Origin of the sequence: Lentibacillus sediminis, from assembly GCF_002763455.1 — a bacterium.
Classification (GTDB): domain Bacteria; phylum Bacillota; class Bacilli; order Bacillales; family Amphibacillaceae; genus Lentibacillus_D; species Lentibacillus_D sediminis_A.
The window spans coordinates 58974-77155 of record NZ_NIXK01000009.1 but is presented as its reverse complement, the minus strand read 5'-3'; the positions used below and the strand labels follow the sequence as shown (position 1 = coordinate 77155).

The following is an 18182-nucleotide window of genomic DNA, read 5'->3' as shown; positions in this document are numbered from 1 at the left end:
GTTAGTTCTGCTCCTTTCCGCCATTATTAAAGGCATCCCACAACCCATTCAGGTACATAACTCCAAGAGCCCTGTCAAACAATCCATAGCCAGGTCTGGATTCTTCATTCCAAATATGCCTTCCGTGGTCAGGTCTGATGTAGCCATCATAGTCTATCTCGCTTAAATGCCTGACAATGTCTCTAATATTAATCGAGCCATCCCGGGTCAGATGAGAGGTTTCGATAAAATCTCCATTGTTATGAATCTTTATGTTTCTGACATGCAGGAAAGGTGATTCTTCAGCAAATTTCTTAATAATATCTACCGTGTCATTGTCTGGGTTTGCCCCCAGGGCTCCAGAACAGAATGTCAGACCATTGGATGGGGAATCCGATATTGTCAGCATACGCTCTAAATCCGCTTCTTTTTTCATAATCCTCGGCAATCCAAAAACAGGATATGGCGGATCGTCCGGATGGATAGCCAGCTTAATGCCATTGCTTTCTGCCACAGGCAATACTTCATGCAAAAAATAAGCCAGGTTGTTCCAGAGGTCTTCCTCTGTTATATTTTTGTACTCTTCCAGCAAGCCTTCGAGCTGACTGAGCTTTTCAGGTTCCCAGCCGGGCAGCGTTAAATCACTGGAATTTAACACATCATCCGCCATTGCTTTAAGGTCGGTATTTTCAACGACTGATTTTTCGTAAAACAGGGCTGTGGATCCATCCGGCAAAGGTTCTCGCATGTTCGTTCTTACCCAATCAAAAACAGGCATGAAATTATAACAAATAACTTTAACGCCATGACACGCCAGGTTTTTAATTGTCTGTTTATAATTGTCAATATACCGATCCCTGTCACTGTTTCCTATTTTAATAGCTTCATGAATATTAACGCTCTCCACCACATCTGCATGAAAACCAAAAGACTTAATATAGTCGACTTCCTTTTTTATCGCCTGTTCTTCCCAAACCTCCCCTGGGGGCAATTTATGCAATGCCCATACAATTCCTTTGACACCAGGGATTTGTTTGATGTCCTGCAAAGAAACGGTATCATTGTCTCTGCCAAACCACCGAAACGTGATATTCATTTATCTCTGCCCCCTTATTGCTTCTGCATAACTTCGGGCCAGTTTTGATACGCCGTTTGATCCATCTTTTTTGTAGGCCTTGGTCAAATCACTGCCAATACCAACGGAAAAAGCCCCTGCATCTAGCCACCCATTGATGTTGTCTCTGTTAATGCCTCCTGTCGGCATTACTTCAACATTTGGTATTGGTCCCTTTATTGCTTTAATATAGCTTGGTTCAAAAGCATTTGCCGGAAATAGCTTAATAATAGAGCAATCATATTCAAGCGCATGCAATATTTCTTTTATCGTCATACATCCAGGCATATACAGGACACTGTACCGATTGCATAACTTGGCAATCTCGGAATCAAAATGAGGACTTACAATGAAATCTGCTCCATCCAAAATGGCATTCCTTGCTGTTTGGACATCGAGAACAGTCCCTGCTCCTACAAGCGTGTCAGCGGAATCCAGCTTTTTAAAAACTTCATCCACAGAAGGAGTAGTATACGTCAATTCAATAATACTAATACCACCTGCAGAAGAGGATTTGGCGATTGCTAAAGCTTCTTCTGCACTATCTGCCCTTATTACTGCTATTATTTTTGAAAGTCGAATTCGATCGATGACTTCTGACTTTAACATCAAGATTCTCCTTCTTTCTTAATCAAACTCAATGACGGCTTTTCTGACTTTCTGAGGATTTTCCTCAACAAATGTAAGCGCCTCTTGTACCTCGCTTAACGGAAATTTATGAGTAACCAGTCCATTTTGCGTCAGTTGTCTTGTGTTGATTAGATCGATAACTTTTTCAAATTGATTGGTCTGCAGCCTGGAACCCGCAATTGTCAGCTCTTTTTTGGTGATTTGCATCATTGCGATGGCAGAAGGTTTTTTATCAAAGCCCAATGTGACTACATAGCCGGCAGGAGATGCCACATCGACACTTAGTTCAAAGGTTTTCGGGGTTCCTACCGCGTCAATAACCGCATTTGCGCCTTCTCCTTCTGTGATCTCACTAATTTTTGCTGTCACATCCGATTCTGAAGGGTTAATGGTATGATCGGCTCCGTTCTCTTTCGCAAATTCCAAACGTTCGTTCATAATATCTGAGATAATGACATTCGCACCAAGCAGTTTCACCATTTTCAAAACGGTAATGCCGATAGGACCAGCTCCTTGAATGAAGACAGTCTGTCCTGCTTGTACATTCCCTCTCCAAGCCGCCTGGGCGCCGATTGTATATGGTTCAGCCATTACCGCTTCATCCCAATCAATCTCGGCATTCACTTTATGCACCTGCTTTGCCGGCATTACGGCAAATTCTCTCATCCCGCCATCTTCATGCACTCCGAAAACGGATAATTCTTTACATACATTTGGTCTGCCATTTTTACATGCAAAACACTCACCGCAATATCTAATTGGCTCTACCACTACATGGTCTCCAACTGACACATTAGTTACATCTGAACCAGTCGCTGCCACTTCTGCTGCTACCTCATGCCCAACAATTCTTGGATATGTGGCCATCGGGTTTGTCCCATGGTAGATATGCATATCTGAACCGCAAATGCCGACTCGCTTTATTTTCAGCAATACCTCGTGGTCTTTTTTAATTTGCGGTTTGTCAATATCAACTACTTCCATGGTATGGGGTTCCGGAAAGATAACTGCTTTCATTACCTACTCACTCCTATTCAAAAAGACTTGGTAAAAATAACGTAACTTGTGGAACAAAAGCTACAAGTAACAGCACAAAAATTCCAACCGCAAAGAATGGAATTAATTCAATTGTCACTTTACCCATAGAGACTCTTCCTATCTGCGATGCCACAAACAGACAAACCCCCACAGGCGGAGTCATTAATCCCAGCATTAGCGTCAGGACCATCACTACACCAAACTGGATTGGATCCATGCCAATTTGCGTTGCTACAGGAAGCAATACAGGGAAAAGGATTACCAGTGCTGCAATGGTTTCCATAAATGTTCCCACAAATAACAAAAGCAACATGATAAGCAAAATAACTACTGCTGCATTTGTCGAAAAACCTAAGATGGAATCAGCAATCATTTGTGGTATTTGTTCTCTTGTCATAATCCATCCAAATAAATTCGCGAATGCAACCAGCAGCATAATAGAAGCTGCAGTGGTCATTGAGTTTAAAATAACCCCAGGCAAGTCCTTGATTGTCAACTCTCTGTAAATAAACAGGCCAACAATGATTGCATACAAAACAGCAATAATAGAGGCTTCTGTAGGAGTAAAGTAACCTCCCAAAATACCGTATAAGATAATTACTGTCATAAATAAAGCCCAAAAAGCTCCCCAAAAACTGCTGAATATTTCTTTCAGTGAACTTCTTTCCCCTTTTGGGTAGTTTCTTTTGACTGAAATTAAATAGGTCGGAATCATTAAACCAAGACCCAGTAATGCACCAGGTATAACACCAGCTACAAATAGATCGCCAATAGAAATGGCCCCAAGGGTACCCACAATGATCATTGGCAGAGACGGCGGGATAATTGGCCCAACCACAGAGGAAGATGCTGTTACAGCAGATGAAAATCCTGCACCATAGCCCTGTTTCTTCATGGAAGGTATCATAACCGACCCAATACTCGCTGTATCCGCGAGGGCTGTTCCGGAGATGCCGGCAAATCCCATCGAGGCTCCGACGTTCGCAAGACCTAATCCACCGCGAATATGCCCAAGAAGGCTATTTGCAAAATGAATGATACGATCAGTAATCCCGCCGGCATTCATTAAATTACCGGCAAGAATAAATCCCGGTATACAAAGTAATGTAAATGAGTTTAAACCGCCAAACATTCGTTGTGGGATGATTGATAAAGGGATGTCTGCAATAATCAAATATAATAAAGATGATACACCCAGACTGAAGGCAACTGGTACCCCTAAAAATATCAAAACAATAAATGAAATAAATAGTAACCCGGCCATAATTATTCCTCCTCGTAGCCTTGTTCAAAATTGTATTGGTTCTTTAATATCCGTACAATTTGAACAATCGAGTAGTAAGCCAAAAACACACCTAAAATGACAAATCCAACGTGGATGTACGACATTGGAAAGCCCATGGTTGCCGACATTTGGCTGTGTCCAATTTGTGTGAATTTAACACCCTCTATGATGAGAACGATATTTAAAATGAAGATTAATAGAAATATACCTATCTCGTAATACTTTCGAATGAACAAGGGAATTCTGGAGACAATAATGTCCACATTAATATATTCTCCTTTTAATAACCCTAAAGGGGCACCAAAGCACACCGTAAATATAAAGAAATATCTTGTTATTTCCTCTGTCCATGCCGCATTATATGGCAGATACCTGGACATGATCTGCACCATTACGGCACTAATAACACCAACGAAACTTAGAATGGTCAAAAAACCAAGTACACGTCCTATCAGTTTATTCATCCTCACCATCCCTTTCCAAATTCCCTCAGAGTACAAAATTAGAAAAAGGGACATGATCCATCTTGCGCTGCCTTGATATTACTTTTATGGATCATGCCCTCTGTATTTTCTACTCTACTTCCAGAATTCTGTTATAAAGATCCAGCTGTTCTTCGGTCAGGGAGTTTTCCACTGCTGGAATCATCGCTTCCCGGAATGCTTCTTGATCTACTTCGACGAATTCCATTCCACTTTCCATTAATTCGCTTTCAATCGTTTGAATTTCTTCATCGTACAATTCTTTACCATATTGCTGTGCTTCTTCTGCTGCTTCCATGACTGCTGCTCTTTGTTCATCATTCAGTGACGCCAGCTGCTCGTTTCCAACCAATACATAGATCCAGGAACGAACATGTTCTGTTCTATTTACGTAGTCCTGAACTTCATAAAGTCCACCGCTTTGGATTAGGTCAACCGGGTTTTCCTGCCCATCAATAACCCCTTGCTGTATTCCCGTGAAAACTTCGTTAAAGTCCATTACCTGCGGGTTTGCTCCAGCGGCTTCCCACACATCCAGGAATAAAGGAACGTTTGGAACCCGCATGCTGAATCCGCTCAGATCTTCCGGCGTCTCAATAGGCTCATTGGACGTCAGGTTTCTTGGTGCACGATTGTGATAGTACAGTGGTGTTAAACCCGCTTCATCTATAATTTGCTGTTCGATTTCCTGACCAATATCCCCTTCAACAACGGAAGTGACATGCTCCATATCACGAAATGCATAGGGTGCTGCCAGCAATGCCGATTTAGGTGCCCAGTTTTGCAAGGTTTCACCTGAAATAACCATGTCGGCTGTTCCCGCCTGAATCGAGTTAATTGTGTCCGTTTCTCCACCCAGGGAATTGTTTGGGTAAATGGTAATTTCAATTCCGCCATTCGTCTTTTCACTAACTAAGCTGGCAAATTCTTCAGCAGTTCTATGCCAAATGTGTTCTTCGTTAGCTAAATGCCCCAGTGTCCACTCTATTGTTTCTCCGCTTGATCCATCACCGGACGCATCTTCACCAGAGCCGCACGCTGCCAATAAAACGCTTGCAAATAGTAACACCGCTAAAAACTTAAATTTTTTCATTTTAATCTCCCCTTTATTTTGTTAGATACTCATAAACAGTTGAAGCGATTTTAATTCCATCCACCTTATTTCTTTCTTCATTCATCTGTTCAATTTCTCCAGGTACCAACACCTTGTCAAATCCTTCTGCCGGGCTTGATTGGTGCAGTTCATCAATCATTTGATCCATGTTCTGCAGGAAGTTCTCTTTATCCGTGAAGAACGAAGGGTTGATGACACAGAAATAGTGCCCTAAACGCCGGTACTGATCCAGATCATCATACATCCTGTTTACATGTGGACCGAAAGCTGCCCCCGCTAACAGACCTGAAAAAATATCAACAACAAGAGACAACCCATAACCCTTTGGACCGCCAAATGGAGTTAAAGCTTCTACTTTTGCAGGGTCTGTCGTGCTGTTTCCTTGTGCGTCAACTCCCCATCCATGTGGAATCTCCTTGCCTTCCTCCTTATATTGGAGTACTTTGCCCAATGCTACGGCAGATGTTGCCATGTCCAATATAAATGGCCTGTGCTTTTTTGCAGGGACTCCGTATGCAATTGGGTTTGTTCCCAAGAAAGATTCTTTTCCTCCAAACGGAGCAACGATCTTATCCGTATGGGTCATGGCAATTCCAATCAGGTTTTCTTCAGCAGCCTTGTTTACAAAATAGCTCAATGCCCCGCAGTGACTGCTGTTCATCGCCGTAACCATGCCAACCCCGTTTTCTTTTGCTGATTCAATCGCAGTAGACATTGCTTTGTCAGCAATCAAGTGGCCAAAACCATTATCCCCATCGACTACAGCAGTGACTTGTCCAGTTTTCTCTACGGTAATATTCGGGTCATTATTCATCCCCCCTTGTTGCAGTCGATTTACATAATGCTCGGTTCTCAGAACGCCGTGTGAACTGACTCCTCTCAAGTCTGCATGAATCAGCACATCAGCAATTTTCTCTGCATGATCGAGTTTCAGACCAGCTTGTTCCAATTTGCCGATTACCAGATTTTTCACTTCATCTGCTTGTACGGTAACTGTACTCATCGCTTCCTCCTATTCCAGATTACTGTGTAACCTTTTTAGTTTGTTGTTGGCATCTTTCGCCTCTATGCTGTCTATGATTGCTGCATCCAATAGCAAATGTGCAAATTGGTCAAATTGATTGCCCAGCGGCTGAATGGTATCAGGTTCACTTTCTTTTCTGTGCTTTGTGGCAGCATTGATGAGCAATCCATTATTCTGCTCCAGTTTTATGGTATTGGTCGTAACTAAAAATACCTCAGCCCCGTTTTTCTGAGCGCTTTCTATTAAATTGACGATATTTCCTGATGAAGCTGACCCTGAGACAATGATTAAGAGATCCCCTTCTTGTATAGCAGGCGTTGTGGTCTCGCCGACTGCAAAAACCGCTTTGCCGCTATGCATCAATCGCATTGCTGCTGTCTTTGCTATCAGTCCTGACCGACCTTCTCCAGCGAAGAAAAACCTTCTATCCTCTTTCAACCTTTCAACCAGCTTATGATAATGCTCTTCATACACGGTCCGGGAAACATCTTCTAATTCACCCAATATGGTTTTTAAGGTTTGCATCTGGTACACCCTCCTATCTTTCTACTATGTTTTTTCCATTTAGAAAGTTTTCAACGTCTTCCAGATAAGGCAAACCCTCGTTATCCCCGGAGACGGTGGTAACAAGTGCTCCAACTGCATTTGCAAACATTAGTTTTTCAGTATCAGACTTGTAGTTCAGTGCGCTATATATATATCCGGCATCAAATCCATCCCCGGCCCCAACAGTATCCACAACGTTTACTTTGAAGGCATCTTGATAAATCCATTTATTCCCTGAATATAATCTGGAACCATTCCCGCCATCTTTAATGACCATTTCAGAGATATTATGTTTTTCTGCAAACTGCTCGAGCTCTGCTTCTCTGGAAGAGCCTGTTATCTGTTCGATTTCATCCAACCCTGTCAGCAGAATATCTACATAAGGAAAGATCTCATAATACACTTTTCTGGCTTCTTCTATGCTCCATAGTTTTAACCGGATATTCGGGTCAAATGAAACAGGAATCCCTTTTTGGGCGGCAAATTCCACTACTTTTTGAGCAACTTTCCGGTTATTTTCATTTATTGCCATGTAAACACCGGTCAAATGTACAAGGGACACATCGTCTAACAATTCTTCTTGGATATCCTCTGCTGTCAATGTCAAAATTGGCGACTCGTGTCTGTAGTAAAATGTGCGACCAGAGCCATCTTCATTTATTTCTTTAAAATTTACAGAGGTGGCATAGCTTTCCATCAGCTCTACATGATTAGTATTTATGCCTTCTCCTCTTGCAAAGTTATAAATTTGTCTTCCAAATTCATCTTTGCCTAAGCGGCTGATCCATGTTGAATTCAGACTTAATCTGCTGCAGGCGATGGCAAAGTTAAATTCCGCTCCGCCAACTTTCTTTTCAAAATGTGTCACAAATCTCAGCGGACCCGTAGTTGTGGGGTTCATCGTTATCATCGCATCACCGATTGTTAACACTTTCTGTTCCGTGCTCATTCACTTCCACCTCATTCGCGACTAACCTTCTCTGTTTTATGGTTGGTGTAAACCTGTTTACTTGATAGGTTTGCTTTAATGCATCATCCTCAATTAATTTCAATAGGCACTCGGTTGCCGATCTTCCCATTTCAATCGTCGGCTGTTTGATTACGGTTATCGGCGGCTGCAGGAGATCCAGAAAAACGGAATCATCAATTGTAATAATGCTTACATCATCAGGGACTCTTAAGCGCTTTCTTTTTATGAATGTTAATAGCTCAATAAGTGAGATATCGTTGACTGTAAAAAAGGCTCTTGGTAAATTGCCTGCAGCATAAAGCTCTTCCAGCTTTTCTTGAATGGCCTCTTTACCCCCTGATATTATCCATTCCTCATGATTTCTGTTTGCTAAAGCCTTTTTGAACCCTTCTAATCTTTCTCTACGTGGAGTAACACCTTCCTTTAAAGGGGGCAACACTATTCCCAATTCGTCAATTTCCTTCTCGGAAAAAGTCTTTACCGCCATATTAGATGCTTCATCGTTATCCAAAAGAAAAGTCGGGTATAAGTTCTCATCTATCTTCCGGTCCATAAAAACAACTGGGAAATTCAGCTGTTTCAGTGTTTTGTAATAATCGAAGTTGCCTGATGTAGGGAATATAATCAATCCATCTACTTGTTTAGCTAATAAAATATCAATATAATTTCTTTCTTTTTCCGAATCATCATCCGCATTACAAACAAAGATTTGAAAATTATTTTTCTCACATTCTTCCTCAATGGCATGGATAACTTCACTGGAAAAAGAGTGCAAACTATTGGCGACTATGACACCAATCGTACTGGTCTTCTTTTGCTTCAAACTTTTAGCAGTATGGTTCGGAAAATACTGCAACTCATCAATCGCATCTTTTATCCGCGCTTTTGTAGCCTGAGACATATAAGTAAACCTGTTATTGATATACTGGGAAACCGTGCTTTTGGATACACCAGCATGCTTGGCTACATCTGCCATCGTTGCCTTTTTCATCTGCCGACCCCCTTTCACAAAACCGATTTACTAAACCGATTTACTAAACCGATTTAAGTAGATTATAACTGAAAGGGTTTTCAGTTTCAATAGTTTTTTATAAAAAAATTAAATTCCATTATCTGGCGGGTTGTGTTTTTTTATAAAGAGCTTTTTGAAGAGAAAAAAATTACATAGAGACATACTTCCTGAAATTTAATGGAACAACAAGACTACACATCAAATACTGTTGCAATTATATATTGGTATGGTCTGGTTAAGACGAAATTATGTAATATATAATCGGCTAACGGATAAATAAGATTTGATTATCTTGGTGTAGTATTTTTACTAGCGTTTCAGTGATTATTGCACAAGAGGTAGATCAAGGGTATCATGGTGGGGACGGTAATCTACTAAAACCTGATCCCACCGTTGCTAGTACCTACCAAAATTAAAGCAATCCGTTTAGATAGGAGCATCAACATGGAAAAGAAGGTTATTTCAGCTAAGGATGTAGCAAAGTTGGCAAATGTTTCTCAATCTACCGTTTCACGAGTTTTTACTAGTGGTGCAAGTGTTTCTGAAAAGTCAAGAAAAAAAGTATTGAAGGTAGCAGATGAACTAAATTATCGTCCAAATGCATTAGCAAGGGGCTTAATCAAACAGAAGACAAATATGGTCGGTCTAGCAATGAAAGATATTCAAAACCCTTTTTATCATGAAGTATTGGGTATGTTTACTCAAAAGTTAAAGGAGAAAGGGTTTAGCGTGTTATTTGTATATACGGAAAATGAAGAGATTGAACAAGAGGAAATTAATAATTTTCTAGAATATAATGTGGAGGGTATTATTGTCACCGATGCACTTCTATCTTCTAAGGTAGTTACCAAACTTCATAACAATAACATTCCGGTAATATTATTCAACCGGTATCACAAAGATATAAACTGTGATTCTGTTTCTTGTGATAATATTAATGCTGCATCAGAAATTGCTGGTTATATTTATGATGAAGGATATCGGGATATTGTTTTTATTACGGGAAAAAGTAATACATCAACAAGCAGAGATAGACAAAAGGGCTTCACTGATTTTTTAAAACACAAAGGGATTGATATTACTATTTTAGAGGGAGATTATTCATACGAGGAATCTTATCATCTAACGGAAACTATGATTGAAAACGGTCACCAGCCTGAGGTGATTTTTGGAGCTAATGATGTTACAGCCATAGGTGCCTTAGATGCGTTAAAGGCAATGTCTATATCTGTGCCAGAGGAGGTTAGTGTTATAGGATTTGATGATATAAAAATGTCTTCCTGGCCAAGTTATATGCTGTCTACTTGGGCACAACCAATAGAAGAAATGATAAATGAAACAATAAATCTACTTTTGACAAATTCAAAGCATAAAGAAACATTAAAACTAAAAGGTCATTTTATTCACCGTAATACGACAAAATAATAGGAACGCTTTTTTATTGACATTGTAACCGTTTTCGTTTATATTTTCTATAAAGCTATTCGTATAGCTTTTTATTTAAAACGTTTTTGCATACGTATGCAAAATGGAGGGAGAGAGATAACATGGCAACATATCTCAAAAAAGGGAAAGTAGAAGAAGATATCCAGAAAGAAGATGCAAAGGTATCCGAAATCGTCCGTTCAACTATTAGTAACATTGAAAATGAAGGAGATAAAGCGGTCAGAGAGCTATCGAAGAAATTCGATAACTGGAGTCCAGAGAGCTTTCGATTAACAGAGGAACAAATTGAAGAGATATGTTCGACTATTTCTGAACAAACGGTAAAAGACATCGAGTTTGCACAAAGCAATATAAGAAAATTTGCTGAGGAACAACGAAATTCCATGAAAAACATTGAAGTAGAAATGATGCCTGATGTACTACTTGGTCATAAAAATATTCCTGTGAATAGTGTGGGCTGTTATATACCTGGTGGTCGCTATCCAATGGTTGCTTCTGCTCATATGAGTGTTTTAACTGCTAAAGTGGCTGGTGTGAAACGAGTGATTGCTTGCACGCCACCAATAAATGGCGAAATACCAGCTGCAACTGTTTTTGCCATGCACAAAGCAGGTGCAGATGAAATTTATATCCTTGGTGGAATTCAGGCAATGGCTGGAATGGCAATCGGGACAGAAACAATAGCCCCCGTAGATATGATTGTCGGGCCAGGTAATGCATTTGTCGCAGAAACAAAACGTCAGCTTTTCGGACGAGTAGGAATAGACTTGCTCGCGGGTCCAACCGAAACCCTTGTAGTTGCAGATGAATCAAGTGATCCTGAAATGATTGCCACGGATCTTTTGGGACAAGGAGAACACGGGCCGACATCACCTGGTGCTTTAATTACAACTTCTAAAGAGATTGCTGAGGAGACATTAAAAGAGATTGAACGACAATTAAAAGATTTACCAACTGCTGATGTGGCTAGTGTTTCTTGGGAAGATTACGGACAAATTATTCTCGTTGATAATGAGCAAGAGGCTTTAAAAGAAGCAGACCGTCTGGCTTTTGAACATGTGGAAATTTTAACGAAAAATCCTGATTTCTTTTTAGAAAACATGACGAATTACGGTTGCCTATTCTTAGGGCCTGAAACAAATGTTGCTTATGGGGATAAAGTAATTGGAACGAACCATACATTGCCAACAAAACGAGCAGCTAAGTATACTGGAGGACTTTGGGTAGGTAAGTTTTTAAAAACTGTTACCTATCAAAAAATCACTTCTGAAGAACAAAGTGCTAACATCGGTGAATATGCCGCCAGACTTTGTCAGCTAGAAAATTTCTCCGGCCATGCTGAACAAGCCTTTTTGCGAGTTCGTAAGTATGGAAATAAAGGGTGAAGGTGACTTTTTAATTAGAAATGTAAGCAATATAAGAAAAACCGGGCGAAGTTTAAGTTAGCCCGGTTTTTCTTATATATTAATGCCGATTGTTTGATGTAACTATTTACCAAACAGTCCATCCACCATCGACAAAAATTGTTTGTCCTGTCACCATACTTGAAGATGCGGAACTTAAAAATAATATTGCCCCGAATAGATCCTCTGGTTTTGCCAGCCGGCCAAGGGGTATGCGGCTCATTACATCTTTTTGAAAATCGGGATCATCTAGCATCGGTTTAGTAAGTGGCGTTTCAACGAATGTTGGAGCGACAGCATTAACGTTTATATTATGATTAGCCCACTCGATAGCGAGAGCTCGTGTCAATTGGGTTATGCCACCTTTACTCGAACTGTAAGCACTGCGTTTATAATATCCGACAGCAGCCATTTGTGAGGACATATTAATAATTTTTCCGTTCTCGCTTTTCTTTATATATTCTGCAGCAGCTTGACAGCAGAAGAAGGCACTTTTTAAATTCAGATCCAGCACTTGATCCCAATCCTCTTCAGTGATCTCTTCTGCCGGTTTTGTAATATTTGTTCCTGCGTTATTTAATAAGATATCAATTTGACCAAAGTGGTTATTGATTTTTCCCATAGCAGTAGGGATCTTTTCTGTCTCTTTTATATCGAGTGGTACGGCAAGGGCCTTATGTCCTGAATCTGTAAGTTCTTTTTCAAGTGCTTTAAGCTTGTCTTCATTTCTTGCGATAAGTGCAACACCTGCTCCTGACTCAGCCATGAATTTTGCAATCTCAATGCCAAGTCCTTGGCTCGCACCAGTAATAACGGCTACTTTCCCTGTTAGGTCAAAAAGTTTATTTATCATATACTTCCATTCCTTCCGTAAGACTTCAATGCCTATTAACCTTTTTCAGCAAGCTTAACAATTGCATTTGCACTAACTTCCGGACCAGTTAAAATTGGCGTAGAACCTCTTTCGTAAGAATCAAGTGAACTTGCCATAGAATACTGTGCTAGTACCACTGCATCAGATTCCTTAGATAGTTTGTCAATTTCTGCATGTATCAATTCGTCATGCTTCGCTTGATTAGCTTTTTGTAAAGCTTGGAAAGCCTCCGGTAGGACGACAGTGTTGACATCAATCTTTTTACCTTTCTCTTCCGCCGTTTTATATAACAAGTTTGTTGTTGTCGGACCTGCCTTTTCCACAGTTGCGATAACGCTGATTCTACCTCCAATTTCTACCGCTTTATCCAACATACTTTCATCTGAACTCAGTGTTGGCACACCAAATAAATGTGTGATTTCCGGAACGTACGGAGAAAATGAAGAACATGTTAATAAAATAGCATCGGCACCTGCGTCTTCCGCTTTTCCTGTGATGTCCATTAATCTTCTAATCATACTTTGCGTAATTGTATTCGTTTCATTTAATTCATAAATTAGTCCTTCATCCATCACGTTGATCAAGTCTACAGATGGATGATATGTATGAAACGCATGCAAAATTGGTTGAACAGAATTCATTGTTGCATGAACCAGGCCAATTTTTGTACTCATCGAATTCCCTCCAATAAAATAAATAACTGTCAACTAGCTGCAATTGATACCGTCTCTTAGTAACTACTGGTTTGATACCAACTACGATATTCTTAAAAAATATTGCTTCTACCTACTGGACTATCAGCCTCAGTCATAAACAGAAAGAAACTATAATCTATTACGCAACTCCCATGCAATATTAGCGCTTTCTTCCATTTCTTCCAGTGCATTAAAAGCATGCATTAAATCGTTCCCTGGAACAACGGGACCATGATGACTTAAAAGCCATCCATCACTGGCTGCTACACGTTCATTAAATGCATCAAAAAGCTCATTACTTCCAGGATGTTCATAAGGAATTAAACCGACAGTTCCCAACTGCATTTTTAAATATGGAGTATGATCTGGAATGCAATCTGATTCATTTAAATCGGGCACACAACTCCAAAGCACAGAATATTTACTATGGACATGTATAACTGCACCAGTTTGGGGTTTTGCTTTGAAGACAGATAAATGTAATGGCAATTCTTTACTTGGTTTTAATTTATCGTACCTATGGCCATCAAGACCCACAACAGCAAAATCATTTGGTCGCAATTTTCCGAAACATGTTCCGCTGCCTGTGATATAAACTTTCTCTTCATGTAAAAAACTTAAATTTGCAACACTACCTGTAGCTTTACCACGGTTGAATAGGCTGTGGGCAATCCATATAGCATCATCAAACTTTTCCTCTAAACTTTTATCCATACTTATCCCATCCTTCATTATGTTAAAGATAATGCACGCAGAAAAAAGTCCGTATCTCCAAAATTTCCACTTTTGAGCACTATTCGAGTTCGGGTATCCTGAGTAGGAATCATAACAGGCACTCCCGGTGCAATACTTTGCCCAATATGGTATCCCGTATACCCTAGTTTTTTTGTTACCGCTCCACTTGTTTCCCCCCCAGCTACAATAATACGGTGATATCCTTCTTTCACAGCAAGTGCTGCCAAATCCGCCGTAGCTTTCTCCAATGTTTCGGCAACTTCTTCTTTTCCTTGTTCCTGTGTCCTTCTAACATTCTCCGGTGTATCACTGCTATAAACTAATACAGATTCCTTCCTATTCTGAGAGATGAAGTTCCAAATGTTTTCCACCGATTCTTCACCTGATAATAATTTCATTGGATCAATAAAATAACTTTCTCCACCAGATCTTTCATATTCAGCAATCTGATTTCTAGTTGTTTCACTGCAACTGCCGGATAAAATTATAGCCGGTGCTTCTGAACCTTCAAAGTCTTTGGTTTCTAAACTTTGCTTGTATTTTCTCGCTAACGGTTCTGCCAGCCCACTCCCGCCAGTAATCAGTTTTAAATCCCCAAAAGATCGAACTATTTTTTCTGCATCTTCGTCTTTTTCATAGTCGGGTACAATGTAAAACCGCTCTGCATCTGTTTCGTTTGATACTTTTTCGATAAATTCATCAGTATCCTCTTCCCGATGAGAATTCGGCAATTTTACACTTGGATAATTACTTTGTGCATCCATCAAGCGAGCTAAATCGCTATCCCACATCGGTGTAAGTGGATGATCTTTCATCGGGCTTTCGTGTAATGGAATGCCATTTACATATAAGTGCCCCTCTTTAACCGTTCGTCCATTTACAGGGAGGGCAGGGCAAAGAATAGTATGAGGCACATCAAGTTCTTCCATTACAGCGTCACAAATTGGTCCTATGTTACCTTCAGGCGTTGAATCAAACGTAGAACAGTATTTCACATAAAATTGTTGTATACCACGCTCTTGCAACCACTTTATTGCTTTGAGAGAATCGTTGACAGCCGTTTTTGTTTCCTGAGTACGGGTTTTTAAGGCTATGACACATACATCGGATTGTTCAGCAACCTCCCCTTCAGGTACTCCATTGTATAAAATTGTACTAAGGCCACCTTTTGCAAAAAAAGAGGCTATATCACTTCCACCAGTAAAATCATCTGCAATACAACCAATGAGAAACATATTTACCTCCTGATATTCCATAATCTTTAAGAGTTAATTCAGCTGAGCAAATCCACCTAGAGTAAGATTTGCATTTACACTAAGTGGATAAGAACAAAACACAACTGAATATTATTAACTTCTACCTATTGCTCAACGCCTTCTTTGCGAACTTTTACACCTAACATATCTTCATAGAAGCGAACCATGGCATGTTTATAATAGTCACGCTGTCCACCCTGTAATGCGAGCTGATAGGATTGCATTGCCCCATTTAATGTTGGCAGTGGAATTTCATTTTTCACTAACACTTCATACATACTATCCATATCCTTATATGCTTTATCAAGTGAAAATCCATGTTCAAAATTCCCCTCTAACACTTTAGGGATCAACGTTTTTGAAGCAAAACTTGAACCGGTAGCTGTCATTAATACATCCCCAAGCTTTTCAGGATCCAGACCAAGCTTTACACCTACTGGCATTAGTTCAGAAAAGCTTGCTGTACAGATGTTTAGTGCACAGTTATTTATCATTTTTGTCAATTGCCCGGCACCATTGCCACCCATATAAAGGACTTGAGAGCCCATTTTGTCAAGCAATGGTTTTATGTTATTAAATATTTCCTCATTACCACCGCACATGATGCTGAGTGTTCCATCCATGCTTTTAGCTTGTTGTCCGGAAATCGGGCAATCCAGAAAATCAATTCCCTTGTCCTGGCATTTTTCTGCAATTTCTTGTACACCCAGGTAACTTATTGTGCTAAAGTCGACGATCGTCTGTCCCGGTTTTATATGTTGCAGGATACCATTTTCACCTAACACAACTTCTTTAACGATTTTTAAATTTGGCAGACATAGAAATATATAATCACTATCTGTGGCATCAATAATATTAGATGAGGTGTTTAAACCTGCTTTTTGGAAGTCTTCAAGAGCTTGTGGATTTGTATCACATGCAAGATACTCATACCCGCCTTCTTCTGCACCCTTTGCCAGATTTAAAGCCATTCCTTTTCCCATTACGCCTAGTCCAATAAAACTTACCTTCATTATGAAAATCTCCTTTGTTTTATACTTGTTGTTTGAAAATATTACCTTCAATTACTGTTTTTGATCTTCTACTGCTTTTAATACTGCTTCCACTGCCTCTTTTGGACTTGTCAATACAGGAAGTCCTAGTGATACAGCTTCTTGTTCAGCGGAGCTTTGAGTAATCTGTGATAAAATTACAACCTCAGATCCTCTCTTTTTTAGCTCAGCTGCCGCATTGCGGTTAAGCCGGTTGTGTTCCTCTTCATTCCCAGCTTTTAATTCTGTCATAGCTTGCGTGTCTATTTCGACATCCACCTCTACTGTTTTACCAAATTCTTCTGCGAGCTTTTCTAATTGATTTTTAGTTGCTGGTCCAGAAGGTGCATTTGTAGCAACCACACCTATTTTTTTGTAGTTATTTATGGCTTTTTCCAACATCGGTCTATCCACTGCTAATATTGGTACTTTTATAAATGGCTTTACAGCATCTACAATAGGAGTTAGAACGGTACACGCTACAATGATTGCATCAACTTCTGCTTCTTGTGCTTTAATTGTAATATGAACAAAATCCCGATATATTTTATCATCAATACCTTTAATCTGGTTCGCATGATATTGAATATTTTCATCTACAAAATTTAGCACAGTTACATCAGGAGCAAGTTTTTTAAATGCTGAATTTAAAGGTGGTACAGCATTACATGTTGCATGAATAATACCAATCTTCATGGGCAAATCTCCTTAAATATATTAGTTTAAGAGAGTATTCATAAAAGAATTTCCAGTTAAAATCTCCTAATTAATATGGGTTTCCATATTAATTTTGATCATGTAATAGTATGAACGATTCTTCTGCATCCATTTTTACATCTCTGGAAATTAGCTTTTCAAATTTGTTTCTAGCATTTCGTACATGGCTAGTTCGCTGTTTTTTGCTTCAAGATGAGATTGCATATACATTCTCGCATTATTAGGATCTCTTCTCGCAATTGCGTTAGCAATCATCTGATGATAATGGACAGCTTTTTCAACCATTTCTGCTTTTTTCGCATGACTGTGCATAAGTATTAATTCTTCTTGTAGCTCTTCATACGCTTTAATGGCGTATTCATTGTGCGTTGCTTGAACAATTAACTTATGAAAACGCAAATCTTCCTCGTGAGTTGATTGATTATTCTCAGCCAATTCTCTCATGATATTAGTTGATTCATTAATCAGTTCTATTTCAGCATTAAAAGCTTGCCTTGCAGCTTCGTCTGCGAAAGAAGGCTCTATCATAATGCGAAATTCTGTTAACTTTAATAGTTTCATAAAGAATGAGCGGCTCACATTTGTAAACTGCATCGAGCTATTATAACTCACGAAAGTACCTCTACCTTGTTGAATAGTGACGTAACCTTTTGATTCCAGAGATCTATATACTTCACGCATAGTAGAGTTACCTACATTATTTTTAATAGCTGATTCAGTTATAGTTGGAAGCCTTGTTCCAATTTTCCATTCTTCACTTTCAATCATTTTTGTGATTTCATCTAAAATCTTTTGAAATTGAATCTTAGACATAAGATACCTCCATTGTTT

At 39.6% G+C, this 18182-nt stretch carries 19 protein-coding genes; 2 read left to right on the top strand and 17 right to left on the bottom strand.

Annotated elements, in window-relative coordinates:
* Position 1: 1 nt before the first annotated feature.
* From uxuA to CEG13_RS14895, 10 genes are all read right to left on the bottom strand, one after another.
* Entirely contained in the window at positions 2 to 1075 is a 1074-nt protein-coding gene (gene uxuA, locus CEG13_RS14940; RefSeq protein WP_100012698.1) for a mannonate dehydratase, read from the bottom strand.
* Positions 1076 to 1702 carry a bifunctional 2-keto-4-hydroxyglutarate aldolase/2-keto-3-deoxy-6-phosphogluconate aldolase gene (locus tag CEG13_RS14935; protein ID WP_100012697.1) on the bottom strand — a complete coding sequence of 209 codons (627 nt, stop codon included), beginning with the start codon at positions 1700 to 1702 and terminating at the stop codon, positions 1076 to 1078. It abuts the gene before it with no gap.
* An 18-nt stretch (positions 1703 to 1720) separates the two neighbouring features.
* Positions 1721 to 2740: a zinc-binding alcohol dehydrogenase family protein gene (locus CEG13_RS14930; RefSeq protein ID WP_100012696.1), complete on the bottom strand. Its 1020-nt coding sequence runs from the start codon at positions 2738 to 2740 to the stop codon at positions 1721 to 1723.
* 13 nt (positions 2741 to 2753) lie between these two features.
* Positions 2754 to 4028, bottom strand: a complete 1275-nt coding sequence (locus CEG13_RS14925) for a TRAP transporter large permease (protein ID WP_100012695.1) — start codon at positions 4026 to 4028, stop codon at positions 2754 to 2756.
* Complete coding sequence (locus CEG13_RS14920) at positions 4028 to 4510, bottom strand: TRAP transporter small permease (RefSeq protein WP_239984665.1); 483 nt, start codon at positions 4508 to 4510, stop codon at positions 4028 to 4030. Before CEG13_RS14920 ends, CEG13_RS14925 begins: the two co-directional genes overlap by 1 nt.
* A gap of 109 nt (positions 4511 to 4619) precedes the next feature.
* Positions 4620 to 5621, bottom strand: coding sequence for a TRAP transporter substrate-binding protein (locus tag CEG13_RS14915; protein ID WP_100012694.1), 1002 nt, complete (start codon positions 5619 to 5621; stop codon positions 4620 to 4622).
* A 13-nt stretch (positions 5622 to 5634) separates the two neighbouring features.
* Positions 5635 to 6645, bottom strand: a complete 1011-nt coding sequence (allD, locus tag CEG13_RS14910; protein ID WP_100012693.1) for an ureidoglycolate dehydrogenase — start codon at positions 6643 to 6645, stop codon at positions 5635 to 5637.
* 9 nt (positions 6646 to 6654) lie between these two features.
* Positions 6655 to 7191 carry a 6-phospho-3-hexuloisomerase gene (gene hxlB / locus CEG13_RS14905; RefSeq protein WP_100012692.1) on the bottom strand — a complete coding sequence of 179 codons (537 nt, stop codon included), beginning with the start codon at positions 7189 to 7191 and terminating at the stop codon, positions 6655 to 6657.
* A 13-nt stretch (positions 7192 to 7204) separates the two neighbouring features.
* A complete protein-coding gene (locus tag CEG13_RS14900) occupies positions 7205 to 8161 on the bottom strand; it encodes a sugar kinase (protein WP_100012691.1) in 957 nt (318 codons plus the stop codon).
* Positions 8127 to 9173 (bottom strand): LacI family DNA-binding transcriptional regulator, encoded by a 1047-nt coding sequence (locus CEG13_RS14895; RefSeq protein ID WP_100012690.1) that lies wholly within the window; start codon positions 9171 to 9173, stop codon positions 8127 to 8129. Before CEG13_RS14895 ends, CEG13_RS14900 begins: the two co-directional genes overlap by 35 nt.
* A 465-nt stretch (positions 9174 to 9638) precedes the next feature.
* Here CEG13_RS14895 and CEG13_RS14890 point away from each other — a divergent pair, with 465 nt between their 5' ends.
* Together CEG13_RS14890 and hisD are read left to right on the top strand one after the other, a co-directional pair.
* Positions 9639 to 10619: a LacI family DNA-binding transcriptional regulator gene (locus CEG13_RS14890; protein WP_100012689.1), complete on the top strand. Its 981-nt coding sequence runs from the start codon at positions 9639 to 9641 to the stop codon at positions 10617 to 10619.
* A gap of 122 nt (positions 10620 to 10741) precedes the next feature.
* Positions 10742 to 12025 carry a histidinol dehydrogenase gene (hisD, locus tag CEG13_RS14885; protein WP_100012688.1) on the top strand — a complete coding sequence of 428 codons (1284 nt, stop codon included), beginning with the start codon at positions 10742 to 10744 and terminating at the stop codon, positions 12023 to 12025.
* 106 nt (positions 12026 to 12131) lie between these two features.
* Here the strand turns inward: hisD and CEG13_RS14880 are convergent, their stop codons facing one another.
* The 7 genes from CEG13_RS14880 to CEG13_RS14850 form a co-directional block, all read right to left on the bottom strand.
* Complete coding sequence (locus CEG13_RS14880; protein WP_100012687.1) at positions 12132 to 12896, bottom strand: SDR family NAD(P)-dependent oxidoreductase; 765 nt, start codon at positions 12894 to 12896, stop codon at positions 12132 to 12134.
* Between the two features lie 35 nt (positions 12897 to 12931).
* Positions 12932 to 13591 (bottom strand): aspartate/glutamate racemase family protein, encoded by a 660-nt coding sequence (locus tag CEG13_RS14875; protein ID WP_100012686.1) that lies wholly within the window; start codon positions 13589 to 13591, stop codon positions 12932 to 12934.
* Positions 13592 to 13741: 150 nt separating this feature from the next.
* Positions 13742 to 14326, bottom strand: coding sequence for a class II aldolase/adducin family protein (locus tag CEG13_RS14870; protein ID WP_100012685.1), 585 nt, complete (start codon positions 14324 to 14326; stop codon positions 13742 to 13744).
* Between the two features lie 17 nt (positions 14327 to 14343).
* Positions 14344 to 15582, bottom strand: a complete 1239-nt coding sequence (gene otnK, locus CEG13_RS14865) for a 3-oxo-tetronate kinase (RefSeq protein ID WP_100012684.1) — start codon at positions 15580 to 15582, stop codon at positions 14344 to 14346.
* A 125-nt stretch (positions 15583 to 15707) separates the two neighbouring features.
* On the bottom strand, positions 15708 to 16616 hold the full coding sequence (locus CEG13_RS14860) for an NAD(P)-dependent oxidoreductase (RefSeq protein ID WP_100012683.1): 909 nt from the start codon (positions 16614 to 16616) through the stop codon (positions 15708 to 15710).
* 51 nt (positions 16617 to 16667) lie between these two features.
* A complete protein-coding gene (locus CEG13_RS14855) occupies positions 16668 to 17330 on the bottom strand; it encodes an aspartate/glutamate racemase family protein (RefSeq protein ID WP_100012682.1) in 663 nt (220 codons plus the stop codon).
* Between the two features lie 150 nt (positions 17331 to 17480).
* Positions 17481 to 18164: a FadR/GntR family transcriptional regulator gene (locus CEG13_RS14850; protein ID WP_158234710.1), complete on the bottom strand. Its 684-nt coding sequence runs from the start codon at positions 18162 to 18164 to the stop codon at positions 17481 to 17483.
* Positions 18165 to 18182 lie beyond the last annotated feature (18 nt).

Coding starts and splice junctions, on each gene's coding strand:
- hisD (WP_100012688.1), top strand. CDS start 10,742: ATGGCAACATATCTCAAAAAAGGGAAAGTAGAAGAAGATATCCAGAAA.
- hxlB (WP_100012692.1), bottom strand. CDS start 7,191: ATGCAAACCTTAAAAACCATATTGGGTGAATTAGAAGATGTTTCCCGG.
- CEG13_RS14895 (WP_100012690.1), bottom strand. CDS start 9,173: ATGAAAAAGGCAACGATGGCAGATGTAGCCAAGCATGCTGGTGTATCC.
- CEG13_RS14880 (WP_100012687.1), bottom strand. CDS start 12,896: ATGATAAATAAACTTTTTGACCTAACAGGGAAAGTAGCCGTTATTACT.
- CEG13_RS14870 (WP_100012685.1), bottom strand. CDS start 14,326: ATGGATAAAAGTTTAGAGGAAAAGTTTGATGATGCTATATGGATTGCC.
- CEG13_RS14900 (WP_100012691.1), bottom strand. CDS start 8,161: ATGAGCACGGAACAGAAAGTGTTAACAATCGGTGATGCGATGATAACG.
- CEG13_RS14855 (WP_100012682.1), bottom strand. CDS start 17,330: ATGAAGATTGGTATTATTCATGCAACATGTAATGCTGTACCACCTTTA.
- uxuA (WP_100012698.1), bottom strand. CDS start 1,075: ATGAATATCACGTTTCGGTGGTTTGGCAGAGACAATGATACCGTTTCT.
- CEG13_RS14850 (WP_158234710.1), bottom strand. CDS start 18,164: ATGTCTAAGATTCAATTTCAAAAGATTTTAGATGAAATCACAAAAATG.
- CEG13_RS14890 (WP_100012689.1), top strand. CDS start 9,639: ATGGAAAAGAAGGTTATTTCAGCTAAGGATGTAGCAAAGTTGGCAAAT.
- allD (WP_100012693.1), bottom strand. CDS start 6,645: ATGAGTACAGTTACCGTACAAGCAGATGAAGTGAAAAATCTGGTAATC.
- CEG13_RS14935 (WP_100012697.1), bottom strand. CDS start 1,702: ATGTTAAAGTCAGAAGTCATCGATCGAATTCGACTTTCAAAAATAATA.
- CEG13_RS14920 (WP_239984665.1), bottom strand. CDS start 4,510: ATGAATAAACTGATAGGACGTGTACTTGGTTTTTTGACCATTCTAAGT.
- otnK (WP_100012684.1), bottom strand. CDS start 15,582: ATGTTTCTCATTGGTTGTATTGCAGATGATTTTACTGGTGGAAGTGAT.
- CEG13_RS14860 (WP_100012683.1), bottom strand. CDS start 16,616: ATGAAGGTAAGTTTTATTGGACTAGGCGTAATGGGAAAAGGAATGGCT.
- CEG13_RS14930 (WP_100012696.1), bottom strand. CDS start 2,740: ATGAAAGCAGTTATCTTTCCGGAACCCCATACCATGGAAGTAGTTGAT.
- CEG13_RS14915 (WP_100012694.1), bottom strand. CDS start 5,621: ATGAAAAAATTTAAGTTTTTAGCGGTGTTACTATTTGCAAGCGTTTTA.
- CEG13_RS14875 (WP_100012686.1), bottom strand. CDS start 13,591: ATGAGTACAAAAATTGGCCTGGTTCATGCAACAATGAATTCTGTTCAA.